Genomic DNA, 14,068 nt, shown 5'->3' on the forward strand with positions numbered 1-14,068 from the left:
CCTCAATTTCTTGCAATCCTCGCTACGGACGCTTAAGTCCGACAGGCTGCTAGGGGGCTTGGAAGCCCCCTGATGCCTTACCACATTAAATCGTCCGGGATTTCATAATCCGCATACCACTGCTGCTCTTCCTCGGTCAGCTCACTCTGACTTTCAGATTGAACAACCACCGCAGCAGGCTCACGCTCTTCTATCTTTCTGGCCACTGTCGCGGGAATCACCCGGTATTCTTCCTCATCTCCCTGACTCAGAATACCAATCGCAAAGAGCCCCCTGCTCAGTCTGTTTTGCATATCTTCAGAGACATAGATCTTCTTAACTTTGCCATTCACAACAAAGTTGTAACCCACATCACCTACATCCCGGGGGATGCTGTTCATCTCAATCAGCTGGCGAACCTGTGCCGCCAGCGCCTTTTGTTGACGCCCTTCTTCCAGCTTGCGGTTGAGCTCACGATCACGCTCTACCTGATCCGCCTTCTGCTTTTCCAACTCAATGCGACGCTTTTCCTGATCGGTCAGTTCACCACTCTTGGCAGCCTGTTTCTTCTTTTTCTTATTGCTGGCTTTGGCTTTCAGTGCCTGTTGCTTGGTAGCCAGACCAGCTCCCATCAACTGGTCTCTTAATGATTTACTCATGGATTGCTCAAAAATAAATGAATCGAAGATCGAAGAAATTTTAAGGGTGACATATTAGCAGCCGAGTGATTAGGGAGCCAGCCGCAGGAGCTGTTACACATTTACTTTTTCCATGGTCTTCGGCTTCAAATAAGAGAGGACTTGCAGTCAAGCCTTCACGTGCCTGAGAATAGACCACTCAACTCTGGAAAGCAGTCATGGGTGACGCTGACAATGAAAACCAATATCACACTGATCGGTATGCCTGGTGCAGGAAAAAGCACCATCGGTATCATTCTGGCCAAAGATCTGGCCTTTGGCTTTCTTGATACCGATGTATTGATACAGATCAGCCAACAGAAAACCCTGCAGGATATTGTTGATCAATCAGGCTATATGTCTCTTAGAAACATTGAAGAAGCAGAACTGCTCAAGGTTAATCTCAGGCGGCATATCATTGCTACAGGAGGCTCAGCCGTCTACAGCGACGCCGCCATGAAACATCTTGCCGAAGAATCGATCATCGTCTTTCTGGATCTGGATCTGGAGCAGATTCGTGAGCGCATTCATAACTTTGACACACGAGGCATCGCTCGCGCTGAAGATCAGACCATTGAAGATCTGTTTGAAGAGCGGGTGATGCTGTACAAAAAATATGCTGATGTGACCATTGATTGTCGAACATCTTGTCAGGACTCTCTGGCACTGGAAATCATTGACCGGGTCAAGCCTTTTCTCCAAGCAGACTAGTCCCCGCAACCATCAGCAAGGGAAAACAGCAGATAACAAAAAGCTCATGCCAGACACCCTGACATGGGCTTTTTTATTCTTACAGACTGTCAATCAGTGAATATCTTTCCAGTATTCACGCTTGAGCAGCAGAGCTACGATGAAGAGCAGAACGAGGAACAGCAGGACGTAGATACCCAGCTGCTGGCGCTTTTGCTTCACTGGCTCAGCGGAGTATGACAAAAAGTTGGTTAAGTCATACATCGCCTGGTCGTATTGCGCCGGAGTCATGGAGCCTTTTCGCTCAGAATCCACGGTCAGTCCGCAAATCTTTTCACCGGTCAGAGGGTCTCGCTCAATTGGGCTTGAGCCCTGGCAGCTATCAATCTGAACACCCTGAAGCTCCATCAGAACATGAGGCATACCCACGTCCGGGAAGACCTTATTATTGACACCCCATGGACGCTTTGGATCTTCGTAGAAAGTACGCAGGTAGGTGTAGACCCAGTCTTCACCACGCACACGGGTGACCATGGTCAGATCCGGTGGCGCAGCACCAAACCATACCTTGGCTTCATCCTTTCGCATACCGTTCGTCATTAAATCACCGATCTTGGCAGACTTTGGTACCAGATTTTCCATCATCAGGTCGTGTGGAATGCCAATATCATCAGCTACTCGCTCGTAACGCTGGAACTGGGTCGCATGGCAACCTGCACAGAAGTTCTGGTAATACATGGCTCCACGCTGCAGCGATGCCTTGTCAGAATGATCAGTCTCAATCGGGTCCAGAGGGTAATCTGAACCACCAGCCGCAAATCCAAGCACAGGGACCAGCGAAAATAACAAGGTAATTATTGTTTTTTTCATTATCCGGTCACTCTCTCCGGTACGGGTTTGGTTTTTTCCCATCGTGTGTAAAACGGCATTAACAGGAAGAATGCAAAGTAAAACAGGGTACAAAGCTGTGCAATCAACGTGTAAGTCACTGTCGCAGGCTGAGTTCCCAACCAGGTCAGCACCGCAAAGACAATAGCAAACAGGAAGATGCCAACTTTACTGATAACACCCTTGTAGCGCCAAGATCTAACCGGGCTTCGATCCAGCCATGGCAGGACAAACAGGATAGCAATCGCTGCCCCCATCATGATGACACCACCGAGCTTGGAGTCGATCGGGCCTATATCAAAAGTGATTGCACGCAGGATCGAGTAGAACGCTCCGAAGTACCATACCGGAGCAATATGCGCCGGAGTCTTCAGCGCGTCGGCCTGTTCAAAGTTGGCGTACTCCAGGAAGTAACCACCCATTTCCGGGAAGAAGAACATGACACTGCAGAAAACAAACAGGAAGACTGCCACCCCTACCAGGTCTTTCACGGTGTAGTAAGGGTGGAAAGGAATACCGTCCAGAGGCACGCCGTTCTTGTCTTTCAGCTTCTTGATTTCAACGCCGTCCGGGTTATTGGAACCCACTTCGTGCAGGGCAATGATGTGCAAAACCACCAGCCCCAGAATAACGATAGGCAGAGCCACAACGTGCAGGGCAAAGAAACGGTTCAGAGTGATGCCGGAGATCAGGAAGTCCCCACGTATCCACTGCTGAAGGTCTGGACCAATGACAGGGATAGCACCGAACAGGGAGATGATAACCTGTGCACCCCAGTAAGACATCTGCCCCCATGGCAGCAGATAACCCATGAAGGCTTCAGCCATCAGCGCCAGGTAAATTGCCATACCAAAGATCCATACCAGCTCCCTTGGAGCACGGTAAGAGCCATAGATCAGACCTCGGAACATGTGAAGGTAGACAACAATAAAGAAGAACGAGGCGCCAGTAGAGTGCATGTAGCGAATCAGCCAACCATATTCCACATCACGCATGATATATTCAACAGAAGCAAAGGCCTGCTCTGCACTGGGCACATAACTCATGGTCAGCCAGATACCGGTCAGTAACTGGTTAACCAGAACCAGCAACGCCAGAGAGCCGAAGAAATACCAGAAGTTAAAGTTCTTTGGTGCGTAGTACTTACTGAGATGATCTTCCCAGACCTGGGTGACAGGTAGCCTGGCATTGAGCCAATCCATGAAGTTACCCATTACGCATTCTCCTCATCTTGGCCGACAATGATCACTGTGTCGCTCTCAAAGGTATAAGGAGGCACTTCCAGATTGGTGGGCGCAGGCACTCCCTTGAATACACGACCGGCCAGATCAAACTTGGAACCATGACATGGACAGTGGTAACCACCTTTCCATTCAGGGTCAAATTCCATCGGCTTGACTTCAGGCATGTATTTGGGTGAACACCCGAGATGGGTGCAAAGACCAACCAGAATCAGGTATTCATCCTTCACGGATCGGTACTCATTTGCTGCGTACGCGGGCTGTTCTGATTTCTCGGACCCGGGGTCTCTCAACTTGTCATCCAGAGACCGGATATTATCCAGCATGGCCTGAGTTCGTCTTACCACAAACACAGGTTTACCTCGCCACTCAACTACAATCTGCTGTCCCGGCTCCAACTTGCTGAGGTTCACCTTCACAGGAGCACCAGCAGCCTTTGCTTTGGCACTGGGATTCCATGACTTGATAAAAGGTGTAGCGACCCCAACGGCCCCGGCGGCCCCCACCACCGAAGTCGCAGCCACGAGAAAGCGGCGCCGGCTGTTATTTACGCCGTTGTCACTCATTTAACCTACTCTCCCCATCCAGGCAAATGCCCAAAAACTTCTTTTAATTCACGGGTGGGATATTAGCAGGGAGTACAAGAGTCGCGTCTCTTATAAGAGAAAAACCTTCAAATGACCTTTCCCTCGCCCCCCTATCAAAGCTTTGTCTGATTATTTGTCCCACCTAAGCAGCAAGGCGTAATGATACTGGTTTTAGTTTCTATACAAAAGCCTTACATGAAGTTTTCCTGTACCTCAGAAACAAAACCAACCACCACAAGCGCTCCAGCTCGCATCATTGTTCATCAGCACATACCGGCATTTCATACCCATACTGTCTTGCCACAAAGCAAACACTGATTAAGTTTACTTTTTATACAACCTACTTCCTGTCAGGATGAGAAAACATCACCAGCCGCATAGATCTCGATATTTTTTCCACCCAAAAAAATGCCCGCATAAAGCGGGCACTTTGTGCAGCGCCTGATAACAGACGCCAGCGACATCAACGCTTGGAGAATTGTGGACGCTTACGCGCTTTGCGCAGACCCACTTTTTTACGTTCAACTTCACGAGCATCACGAGTCACGTAGCCAGCTTTACGCAGAGGAGAACGCAGGCTCTCATCGTACTGGATCAACGCACGGGTGATACCGTGACGGATAGCGCCGGCCTGACCGGAACCACCACCACCGTTAACGGTGATTTTGATGTCAAATTTTTCCAGCAGTTCGGTCAGTTCCAGAGGCTGACGAACAACCATACGAGCAGTCTCACGACCGAAGTATTCGTCCAGACTACGGCCATTGACAGAAATGATGCCAGAACCAGATTTCAGAAAAACGCGAGCGGTAGAAGACTTACGACGTCCGGTACCGTAGTATTGAGTCACTGACATGTCTACCCCCGATTAAATGTCCAGTTTCTGTGGCTGTTGAGCAGCATGCGGATGCTCAGTACCGGCGTAAACTTTCAGTTTACGATACATATCGCGACCCAGAGGGCCTTTTGGCAGCATGCCTTTAACAGCTTTCTCGATGACCATTTCCGGCTTGTGCGCAATCAGCTTTTCGAAGCTGGCAGAGCGCAGACCACCAGGGAAGCCAGTGTGACGGTAATACATCTTGTCAGACGCTTTACGACCAGTAACATGGACCTTCTCTGCATTAACAACAACGATGTAATCGCCTGTGTCAACGTGAGGAGTGTATTCTGGCTTATGCTTGCCGCGCAGACGGGTTGCAATTTCGGTAGCCAGACGACCCAAGGTCTTGCCTTCAGCGTCGACCACGAACCAGTCACGTTTTACGGTTTCTGGTTTTGCACTAAAAGTTTTCATTAAATTCGCCTCAGTAGTATCGCTCACGCAATACCTGTTCTTACTTGGCCGCCCTTCTCAGGGAACTGATCAGGGATCGAAGCAAGGCTAATAGCTCCGGCAACGACCTGTTCAAACATGGGCGCTCAATTGGGAAACGGGAGCGGTATTATATCGCCTGTTTACAGGAATGAAACCCCTTTCTGAAACATTTGATGATTCCTGCTTAGTCATTGCTATAAATAATCTGCAAATGCCCTTGTGAACACTCTAAATCAGGAGTTATCCTGCCATTGAGCTGAAACCTCTGGAGCTTGATTTCAATGGAATATAGAAAACTGGGGCGTACCGATATCAGTGTCAGCACGCTTTGTCTCGGCACCATGACCTGGGGCGAGCAAAATACGCAACAGGAAGCCTTTGCTCAACTGGATCGAGCTGTGGAATATGGTGTCAATTTTATTGACACTGCTGAAATGTATCCGGTACCGGCCAGGGAAGAAACTTATTCCCACACAGAGTCTATCATCGGGAACTGGCTGAAGCAGCGTGGTAAACACAACGATCTGGTTATTGCCACCAAGGTCTGCGGCCCCGGCCTGTCTTACATAGACGGTGGCCGAATGTTGACACCGGAGCATATCCACAAGGCTATTGATGGCAGTCTGAAACGACTGGGCGTCGAAGCCATTGACCTTTATCAGCTGCATTGGCCTGACCGCAACACCAACTTCTTTGGAAAGCTCGGCTACGCCCATCAGGATGGATTTGATGGCACACCCATTGAAGAAACACTTTCAGCCCTGGATGAACTGGTTAAGGCAGGCAAGATAAGACATTATGGCCTTTCCAATGAAACCCCCTGGGGCGTTATGGAGCACCTCCGTATCAGCGCTGAAAAGCAACGACCAAGGGCTGTCAGCATTCAAAACCCTTACAACCTTCTAAACCGCTCTTTTGAGGTAGGTCTTGCTGAAATAGCCCACCGCGAGCAGGTCGGTCTACTGGCATATTCACCACTGGCATTTGGCGCTCTCTCGGGTAAGTATATAGACGGTGCCCGACCCGAAAACGCTCGGCTGACGCTGTACCCGCAATACCAGCGTTATGACTCACCTGAGTCTCGCAGGGCTATAGAAGCCTATGTCCAGCTGGCAAAAAATTCGGGCCTGAATCCTGCGCAGATGGCACTGGCATTTGTCACCTCCCGCCCCTTCCTGACCAGTAACATTATTGGAGCAACTAACCTGGAACAACTAGAGAGCAATCTCGCATCCAGTGAATTACAGCTATCAGCCTCCTTACTGGAAGAAATTGAAACTATCCACACCCTGCAACCTAACCCTGCCCCCTGATTCTTAATAATTCTTGCTCAGGGTGTCAGCCTTACTGACACCCGACTAATGTAAAGCAGCCTGAGACCTCAAGACACCTTGTTAGTAAGGCCAGTTACTGTAAATCTTCCCAGCGATACTGGCACTTCTCCCAGGAATCGTACGATTTACACGCAAAGGCCCATCCCGGTGTATATCTATTCTCCAATGTTTGAGAATTTTCAAAGTAAGAAGCGCATGATTCTTCCTGCTCCAAAATACGCCACCTAACCATAAAACTCACCGGTATTCCGACGTACTTCGAATGCGGAAGTACATAGAAGAAGTCCTTGAATTGCCCTCCACCTCTGTAATGAGACCCATGGCCGTGTTTGACGTGTTGATTATCAACGTAAAGGTCAATATCAAGTACACGTTTGCCGTGACCAAGATCGTTATCCCAGAAGATGTGCACCACCAGATTGGTACAGAATTGTGCCGGAGATAGGACACTCCGGCATTTTGGTATGGATGGAAGCCCCATCGCTTTGGCCTCTGCGGGTAATATCGGCCCTTCATCACCGGAGCCACCCGGATTGAGTGCATCACCTCTGGATTTGTAATAAAAAGACTCGGTGAATCGCACCCTGCGACCTTCACTTTTATCCATTGTGAGGTAGGTAGCCTTGAAATAATAAGTTTTACCGGGCTTTACCCGATAGTAAAAGCCCTGAAAGTCTGCCCCTCCCGTATGCACGCGGCGGTAACCTTTGCTCAGATCAGATGCGTCATTTGCAACCACAACACTGGTTTTGATCACGTATCTATTCCACGAACTCATATCAGTCTGCATGCCAACCAGCACAACGTTGCCGGTACAGATCTGGCCGCGAGGACAACCAGTTCCAGAGTCAAGCGCAGCAGCGACAGGTGACGACTTTTGGCTGTCAGTAAGACTATCGTCTATTTGACCATTGGCCACTTGCCCCACAATCAGGCATGACAACACCATCGGGGAAAGGAAAAAGTTTTTTATAACCTTAGTGAAACGCATGAGCACCTTTAAAAAAACCGGGTATACAGACAAACACTCTGCAAATCGGTAGGAACCCGCTTCTCAGCCAGCCTCTATCAATAAGCAGGAGACCAAAATACCTCAAAGCCAAACACTCATTTTGGAAACAGGATTTAAGTTAGTCAGTCCTGTGACTTGAAGGTAAATACTTTTTTGAAGTACTTGTCCTTGATTCTCGATTCCAATGAGAAATAAGTAGAGGCTCTTAATGAGTTGGTTGCATAAATCTTTAAAGAACTGACATCAGTCAGGCAAAAGTCTAAAATCCCCCTCATTTCTGATCGGAACTCACCGGAAACCAAAACATGCGTGACTTTATTATCGCCCCGAGCATTCTTTCAGCCGACTTTGCCCGTCTGGGAGAAGAAGTGGACAACGTCATTGCTGCCGGAGCTGACTGGGTACACTTTGATGTCATGGATAACCATTACGTTCCCAACCTGACCATTGGGCCCATGGTTTGCAAAGCCCTGAGAAAACATGGTGTCACCGCACCCATTGATGTCCACCTGATGGTTAGCCCGGTAGACCGCATTATCGGTGATTTTATTGAAGCCGGTGCCAGCATGATCACCTTCCACCCTGAAGCTTCAGATCACATTGATCGCAGCCTGCAGATGATTCGTGAAGGCGGTTGCAAGGCCGGCCTGGTATTGAACCCAGCGACCTCTCCCGATGTCATTGAATACGTGATCGACAAACTGGATATGATTCTGCTGATGTCCGTAAACCCGGGCTTTGGTGGCCAAAAATTCATTCCTTCCACGTTGCGCAAACTGCGCCATGTTCGCAGAATTATTGACGACAGTGGGCTAGATATTCGTCTGGAAGTAGACGGCGGCGTTGGTGTACAAAACATCCGCCAGATCGCTGAAGCCGGTGCAGATGCTTTCGTTGCGGGTTCAGCCATTTTCAATGCTGATAATTACAAGGACATTATCGGTCAAATGCGTGCAGAGCTTTCCAAAGCAGAGCCCCTCTGAGTCAACTATTCCGGAGTAGAGTCAGTTGCGACCCTACTCCAAAGTCTCATGCATTGCAGAAGCTAGCATGATGCTATTGCTGGTCGAATTGATGTTAGTCTGTCAATCTCGACCGGAATCTTCCTATAATCTCACTGTCTTTTAATTCCCCCTCTGGATATCTGAAAATAATGAAGTTGTTTGAATTGCTGGATAGCCCCGTTCAGTTAATCATGTACGACCTGGATGGCACATTGGTTGACAGTGCTCCGGACCTGACTATAGCCCTGGACAAAATGCTGAGAGATCTGAACCTGCCTGAAGCCGGTGATGAAAAGGCCAGACTCTGGGTAGGTGACGGTATTTCATCCCTGGTCAAAAGGGCTCTGGCCGATGACATAATGGGAGATCAACCCGGTGTCGTGGAAGAGAGCGTCTTTGCCAAAGCCCTGGAAAGGTTCAAACACCACTACACTGTCGAAGTAGGTCAACACAGCGCTCTTTACCCTGGCGTATTCACCTTCCTCAGTCAGGTGCACAAGGCGGGCATCAAGCAGGCTGTGGTGACCAATAAATCTGAAATATTCACCGATTCACTGTTGCAGCATATGGGCATTGACCACTTCTTTGAACTCAGCGTCGGTGGTGATAGCCTGGAAGAGAAAAAGCCCCACCCCATGCCCCTTCAGCACACCATGAAACACTTTGGCTGCAATACACAGAACAGTCTCATGATTGGAGACTCCAGCAATGATGTTAAGGCAGCCAGAGCTGCCAATGTAAAAGTAGTGGGTCTGACTTATGGCTATAACCATGGTGAACCTATTGAGTCAGCACACCCTGACCGTGTTGTCGATAGTTTGACGGACCTACTCTGAGAGCTCACCCTGAGCACCGACAGACAACCAAACTGTTGTGGCTCAGGAAACAAGCAATAGGCGACAGAATTTCAGAGTCTCAGCGTTTGCATTAACCCTTGCAGTCATATAACCTTCGACTCTCATTCATACGACTGCGCCCAGAACAATTGCGGAGCCAGCAGTGATATCACGTCATTCAGAGACATACATCAACACCAGAGCCACTGCCCTGTCGGTAAGGTCCTCTGCCCCTGCCTCAAAGTTCTCCTTCTGGCGATGGTTTGGCTGGCCCTGCGCCTGATAAAAAAACCCCAACTCAGCCAAAACCCTGCGTTTTTTTGCACTACTTATAACAGCCAGATAATAAAGAGGCCAGTATGACCCCTGAAGCGTTTTCTCGTCTGGCCCGCGAAGGATATAACCGTATTCCTGTAATCCGGGAAATCCTGGCGGACCTGGACACACCGTTGACCACTTACCTGAAGCTGGCCAATGGTCGCTACTCTTACCTGCTTGAGTCCGTGGAAGGCGGAGAAAAGTGGGGACGCTACTCCATGATTGGACTACCATGCAGAACCGTACTCCGGGTGTCAGGTTACAGCCCTGACTGCAAGGTAACACTGGAAACCGATGGCCAGATCATTGAGGAATATAACCCTGAAGATCCACTGACGTTTATCAAACAGTTTCAACAACGTTACAAAGTCGCCGAGCTGCCTGATCTACCCCGATTTACCGGTGGACTGGTTGGCTACTTTGCTTACGACACGGTCCGCTATATTGAAGAACGACTGAAACAAACCGCACCAAAAGATGAGCTAAACAACCCAGACATCATGTTAATGGTTTCTGACGAATTGGTGGTATTTGATAACCTCAGCGGCAAGCTGATTCTGGTCACTCATGCTGACCCGGAAGAACCTTCTGCACTGGAAAAAGCAGAGTTTCGTCTGGATGACCTCGTACGCAGACTGCAAACAACCAACGTGCAGCCACCGGTACAGGCATCACTTAACCCCGCCGGGGAAAACGATTTCAAATCCGGTTTTGGTGAGGAAGCCTTTAAAGCGGCGGTAGCAACCATCAGAGAATACATTCTGGCTGGGGACGCTATGCAAGTGGTTCCATCCCAGCGCATGACCATTCCTTTTGACAGCTCGCCGCTCAACCTTTACCGGGCTCTGCGTAGCACCAACCCATCCCCTTACATGTATTACATGGATCTGGGTGATTTTCATGTTGTCGGTTCATCACCTGAAATTCTTGCCCGACTTGAAGACGGTGAAGTCACCGTCAGACCTATTGCCGGTACTCGCAAACGTGGCGCTACAGAAGAGCGCGATAAAGCGCTGGAAAAAGAACTGCTCAATGACCCCAAAGAACTGGCAGAGCATCTGATGCTTATCGACCTGGGCAGAAACGACGTTGGCCGTGTAGCAAAAACAGGCAGTGTCAACCTGACCGACAAGATGATCATCGAGCGATACTCTCATGTTATGCATATAGTGTCGAATGTCACCTGTCAGTTAAAAGACGGTATGGATGCCATGGACGTGCTCAAAGCGACACTGCCAGCAGGCACACTCAGTGGCGCGCCCAAAGTACGAGCCATGGAAATTATTGATCAACTGGAACCTGTCAAGCGCGGGGTATATGGCGGAGCGGTGGGTTATCTGGCATGGAACGGCAACATGGATACAGCTATTGCGATTCGGACTGCAGTGATCAAAGATCGCAAACTCCACGTACAAGCCGGTGCAGGTATTGTTGCCGACTCGATTCCCGAGATGGAATGGAAAGAAACCATGAATAAGGGACGGGCCCTTTTCAAAGCCGTTGCCATGGCCCAGACAGGTCTGTCTGCCGTCTCCAACATCCAGAAGCAAGCGGGGGAGCTAAACTAAGATGCTTCTAATGATCGACAACTATGATTCGTTCACCTGGAATCTGGTTCAGTACTTTGGCGAACTGGGTCAGGAAGTGGCAGTATATCGTAACGACCACATAACCCTGGAACAGATAGAAGCCCTTGACCCGGAACGCATCATCATTTCTCCGGGTCCCTGCACACCCAATGAGGCAGGTATATCCATGAAAGTCATTGCACACTTCAGTGGCAAGAAACCCATTCTTGGTGTCTGTCTGGGACACCAGAGCATGGGTCAGGTCTATGGTGGCAAAGTAGTCCGGGCCCGGCAAGTCATGCACGGAAAAGTTTCACCCGTCTATCACAAGGGCCTGGGGGTTTTCGCAGGCCTACCTAATCCGGTCACAACGACCCGCTACCACTCTCTAATTGTTGAAAAAGATAGCTTGCCAGACTGTTTTGAAATTACCGCCTGGACTCAGCATGAAGACGGCAGCATGGATGAGATCATGGGGATTCGCCACAAAACTCTGCCCCTGGAAGGCGTCCAGTTCCATCCGGAATCCATCATGACGGACTGTGGCCATGACATGCTGGATAATTTCCTCAAGCAATAAAGCCAATGGTGACAAAATCCAGACCTTACAAAACAACAATTAATAAGAACGATTCAGAACAACGATTGGAGTCAGACGACATGAACATTAAAGAGGGTATTGCCCGTGCTGTCAGCCACCATGACCTGAGCCGTGACGAGATGTCGAGCATCATGCGGGACATCATGACAGGTCAGTGTACCAGTGCCCAGATCGGTTCATTTCTGACCGCCATGCGTATGAAAAGCGAGAGCATTGAAGAAATTACCGGGGCTACCCAGGTACTGAGAGAAATGGTTACCGCTGTTGAAGTTAACGCTGAGCACCTGGTGGATATTGTCGGCACCGGCGGTGATGGTGCCCACCTGTTCAATGTCTCCACGGCTTCTTCATTTGTCGCAGCTGCTGCCGGTGCCCGCGTTGCCAAACACGGCAACCGAGGGGTATCCAGCTCCAGCGGCAGTGCTGACCTGCTGGAAAAGGCAGGCATTCAGCTCGGCATCACGCCTGAACAGGTAGCACGCTGTACGGAGGAAGTAGGCGTGGGTTTCATGTTTGCTCCTGCCCACCACTCAGCCATGAAAAACGTTGTCGGTGTGCGTAAAGAACTTGGCATCAGGACCTTCTTCAACATCCTGGGCCCCATGTCCAACCCGGCCGGTGTAAAAAACCTCGTCATAGGCGTGTTCACCCGTGAACTCTGCCGCCCTGTGGCTGAGGTGCTGCGTAAGCTGGGCAACTACCACATCATGGTCGTACATTCCATGGACGGTCTGGACGAAATCAGTATCGCCAGTGAAACTTTTGTTGCTGAGCTGAAAGACGGCGAAATTCGTGAATACACGATCAAGCCGGAAGACTTTGGCATTGAGTCCCAGAGCCTGGTCGGTTTGAGCGTAGTAGGCTCCGAGGACTCCCTGGCGTTGATCAGGGATACCCTGGGCAAGCAGGAAGGCGAATATGCCTGCAAGGCGGCCGATATGATCGCACTGAACGCCGGTGCAGCCATTTATGTTTCCGGCGTCGCCGCCAGCCTGCAGGAGGGGATAGCCATGGCGCAGGACGCTATTGCCAGTGGACTGGGCCTGGAAAAAATGCGTGAGCTGGCCAGCTTCACACAAGTGATTGCAGAGGGGTAACGAATGTCTATGCCAACCATCCTCAACACAATTGTTGAGAGAAAGCGTGGAGAGGTCGCAGAGCGTCAGGCGACACTGCCCATGCAAGAAGTCATTACCAGGGCTCGTCACAGTGAGGGAACCCGCGGCTTTGCCAAAAGCCTGGAAGCCCGGACAGAAATTCAGCAGGCAGCCATTATTGCCGAAATCAAAAAAGCGTCTCCCAGCAAGGGGGTGATCCGCGAAAAGTTTGACCCGGCCAACATTGCCCAAAGCTATGAAAAAGCGGGTGCCAGCTGCCTCTCAATACTCACTGACAAGGACTTTTTCCAGGGTGACGAAAGCTACCTGAAGGAAGCCCGCTCAGCCTGCGCCCTGCCCGTTTTACGCAAAGACTTCATGATCGACCCTTGGCAGATTTATGAATCCCGCATGATTGGCGCAGACTGCATCCTGCTGATCGCTGCCTGTCTCACAGACGGGGAACTTCAGGAGTTCAGCAGTACTGCCCTGGATCTGGGAATGGATGTTCTGGTTGAGGTTCATGATGCCAATGAACTGGAGCGCGCTCTGCCTCTGGAAGGCACATTACTGGGCATCAACAACCGAAACCTGCATACCTTTGAAGTCTCACTGGACAACACGTTCTCTCTGCTCGGTAAAATTCCGAAGGGCCGAAAAGTGATTACAGAAAGCGGCATCCACACCGCAGAAGACGTTGACAGTATGTTCTCGAAAGGCGTTAACAGCTTCCTGGTCGGCGAAGCCTTTATGCTTCAGGAAGACCCGGGTGAAGGGTTGAAAAAACTGTTCGGGCAATATCTGTAACTGAGTACTTTTAAGCCTAGCAGCCTGTCGGACTTAAGCGTCCGTAGCGAGGATTACAAGAAATTGAGGATAAAAATTTCTGCTTCTGAGGAGAATAGCGAGCTATTTGAC

The 14,068-nt window shown here is 49.9% G+C and carries 15 protein-coding genes; 8 read left to right on the forward strand and 7 right to left on the reverse strand.

Annotation, left to right across the window (positions count from 1 at the left end):
• Positions 1–77 precede the first annotated feature (77 nt).
• Positions 78–638, reverse strand: a complete 561-nt coding sequence (locus KDK17_RS00215; RefSeq protein WP_257287078.1) for a DUF2058 domain-containing protein — start codon at positions 636–638, stop codon at positions 78–80.
• 213 nt (positions 639–851) lie between these two features.
• Between KDK17_RS00215 and KDK17_RS00220 the strand changes: the two genes are divergently transcribed.
• Complete coding sequence (locus KDK17_RS00220; protein WP_257280518.1) at positions 852–1,367, forward strand: shikimate kinase; 516 nt, start codon at positions 852–854, stop codon at positions 1,365–1,367.
• 93 nt (positions 1,368–1,460) lie between these two features.
• Here KDK17_RS00220 and KDK17_RS00225 read toward each other — a convergent pair whose 3' ends face one another.
• From KDK17_RS00225 to rplM, 5 genes are all read right to left on the reverse strand, one after another.
• On the reverse strand, positions 1,461–2,216 hold the full coding sequence (locus KDK17_RS00225; RefSeq protein ID WP_257280517.1) for a cytochrome c1: 756 nt from the start codon (positions 2,214–2,216) through the stop codon (positions 1,461–1,463).
• On the reverse strand, positions 2,216–3,448 hold the full coding sequence (locus KDK17_RS00230; RefSeq protein ID WP_257280516.1) for a cytochrome b N-terminal domain-containing protein: 1,233 nt from the start codon (positions 3,446–3,448) through the stop codon (positions 2,216–2,218). Before KDK17_RS00230 ends, KDK17_RS00225 begins: the two co-directional genes overlap by 1 nt.
• Positions 3,448–4,041: a ubiquinol-cytochrome c reductase iron-sulfur subunit gene (gene petA, locus KDK17_RS00235; protein WP_257280515.1), complete on the reverse strand. Its 594-nt coding sequence runs from the start codon at positions 4,039–4,041 to the stop codon at positions 3,448–3,450. The genes KDK17_RS00230 and petA overlap by 1 nt, the downstream gene beginning before the upstream one ends.
• 484 nt (positions 4,042–4,525) lie before the next feature.
• Positions 4,526–4,918: a 30S ribosomal protein S9 gene (gene rpsI / locus KDK17_RS00240; protein ID WP_257280514.1), complete on the reverse strand. Its 393-nt coding sequence runs from the start codon at positions 4,916–4,918 to the stop codon at positions 4,526–4,528.
• 12 nt (positions 4,919–4,930) lie between these two features.
• The gene (gene rplM / locus KDK17_RS00245) at positions 4,931–5,359 is read right to left on the reverse strand and encodes a 50S ribosomal protein L13 (RefSeq protein ID WP_252176280.1); all 429 of its coding nucleotides are present in this window, start codon (positions 5,357–5,359) and stop codon (positions 4,931–4,933) included.
• 302 nt (positions 5,360–5,661) lie between these two features.
• Here rplM and KDK17_RS00250 point away from each other — a divergent pair, with 302 nt between their 5' ends.
• Positions 5,662–6,693, forward strand: a complete 1,032-nt coding sequence (locus tag KDK17_RS00250) for an NADP(H)-dependent aldo-keto reductase (RefSeq protein ID WP_257280513.1) — start codon at positions 5,662–5,664, stop codon at positions 6,691–6,693.
• A 94-nt stretch (positions 6,694–6,787) separates the two neighbouring features.
• Here KDK17_RS00250 and KDK17_RS00255 read toward each other — a convergent pair whose 3' ends face one another.
• A complete protein-coding gene (locus KDK17_RS00255) occupies positions 6,788–7,705 on the reverse strand; it encodes a hypothetical protein (RefSeq protein ID WP_257280512.1) in 918 nt (305 codons plus the stop codon).
• A 326-nt stretch (positions 7,706–8,031) separates the two neighbouring features.
• Between KDK17_RS00255 and rpe the strand changes: the two genes are divergently transcribed.
• The 6 genes from rpe to trpC all read left to right on the forward strand — a co-directional run bounded on the left by rpe (position 8,032) and on the right by trpC (position 13,957).
• Positions 8,032–8,709, forward strand: coding sequence for a ribulose-phosphate 3-epimerase (gene rpe / locus KDK17_RS00260; protein ID WP_257280511.1), 678 nt, complete (start codon positions 8,032–8,034; stop codon positions 8,707–8,709).
• Between the two features lie 170 nt (positions 8,710–8,879).
• Entirely contained in the window at positions 8,880–9,566 is a 687-nt protein-coding gene (locus tag KDK17_RS00265) for a phosphoglycolate phosphatase (RefSeq protein WP_257280510.1), read from the forward strand.
• A gap of 359 nt (positions 9,567–9,925) precedes the next feature.
• Positions 9,926–11,452: an anthranilate synthase component I gene (gene trpE / locus KDK17_RS00270; RefSeq protein WP_257287079.1), complete on the forward strand. Its 1,527-nt coding sequence runs from the start codon at positions 9,926–9,928 to the stop codon at positions 11,450–11,452.
• Position 11,453: 1 nt separating this feature from the next.
• Entirely contained in the window at positions 11,454–12,032 is a 579-nt protein-coding gene (locus KDK17_RS00275) for an aminodeoxychorismate/anthranilate synthase component II (RefSeq protein WP_257287080.1), read from the forward strand.
• 80 nt (positions 12,033–12,112) lie between these two features.
• Positions 12,113–13,150: an anthranilate phosphoribosyltransferase gene (gene trpD / locus KDK17_RS00280; protein WP_257287081.1), complete on the forward strand. Its 1,038-nt coding sequence runs from the start codon at positions 12,113–12,115 to the stop codon at positions 13,148–13,150.
• Positions 13,151–13,153: 3 nt separating this feature from the next.
• Entirely contained in the window at positions 13,154–13,957 is an 804-nt protein-coding gene (gene trpC / locus KDK17_RS00285) for an indole-3-glycerol phosphate synthase TrpC (protein ID WP_257287082.1), read from the forward strand.
• Positions 13,958–14,068: the final 111 nt, after the last annotated feature.

The organism is Endozoicomonas sp. SESOKO2, assembly GCF_024606245.1.
Lineage (GTDB): Bacteria > Pseudomonadota > Gammaproteobacteria > Pseudomonadales > Endozoicomonadaceae > Endozoicomonas_A.

Excerpts from the sequence above, each read along its gene's own strand:
- KDK17_RS00215 (WP_257287078.1), bottom strand. The coding sequence starts at position 638 with ATGAGTAAATCATTAAGAGACCAGTTGATGGGAGCTGGTCTGGCTACC.
- KDK17_RS00220 (WP_257280518.1), top strand. The coding sequence starts at position 852 with ATGAAAACCAATATCACACTGATCGGTATGCCTGGTGCAGGAAAAAGC.
- KDK17_RS00225 (WP_257280517.1), bottom strand. The coding sequence starts at position 2,216 with ATGAAAAAAACAATAATTACCTTGTTATTTTCGCTGGTCCCTGTGCTT.
- KDK17_RS00230 (WP_257280516.1), bottom strand. The coding sequence starts at position 3,448 with ATGGGTAACTTCATGGATTGGCTCAATGCCAGGCTACCTGTCACCCAG.
- petA (WP_257280515.1), bottom strand. The coding sequence starts at position 4,041 with ATGAGTGACAACGGCGTAAATAACAGCCGGCGCCGCTTTCTCGTGGCT.
- rpsI (WP_257280514.1), bottom strand. The coding sequence starts at position 4,918 with ATGTCAGTGACTCAATACTACGGTACCGGACGTCGTAAGTCTTCTACC.
- rplM (WP_252176280.1), bottom strand. The coding sequence starts at position 5,359 with ATGAAAACTTTTAGTGCAAAACCAGAAACCGTAAAACGTGACTGGTTC.
- KDK17_RS00250 (WP_257280513.1), top strand. The coding sequence starts at position 5,662 with ATGGAATATAGAAAACTGGGGCGTACCGATATCAGTGTCAGCACGCTT.
- KDK17_RS00255 (WP_257280512.1), bottom strand. The coding sequence starts at position 7,705 with ATGCGTTTCACTAAGGTTATAAAAAACTTTTTCCTTTCCCCGATGGTG.
- rpe (WP_257280511.1), top strand. The coding sequence starts at position 8,032 with ATGCGTGACTTTATTATCGCCCCGAGCATTCTTTCAGCCGACTTTGCC.
- KDK17_RS00265 (WP_257280510.1), top strand. The coding sequence starts at position 8,880 with ATGAAGTTGTTTGAATTGCTGGATAGCCCCGTTCAGTTAATCATGTAC.
- trpE (WP_257287079.1), top strand. The coding sequence starts at position 9,926 with ATGACCCCTGAAGCGTTTTCTCGTCTGGCCCGCGAAGGATATAACCGT.
- KDK17_RS00275 (WP_257287080.1), top strand. The coding sequence starts at position 11,454 with ATGCTTCTAATGATCGACAACTATGATTCGTTCACCTGGAATCTGGTT.
- trpD (WP_257287081.1), top strand. The coding sequence starts at position 12,113 with ATGAACATTAAAGAGGGTATTGCCCGTGCTGTCAGCCACCATGACCTG.
- trpC (WP_257287082.1), top strand. The coding sequence starts at position 13,154 with ATGTCTATGCCAACCATCCTCAACACAATTGTTGAGAGAAAGCGTGGA.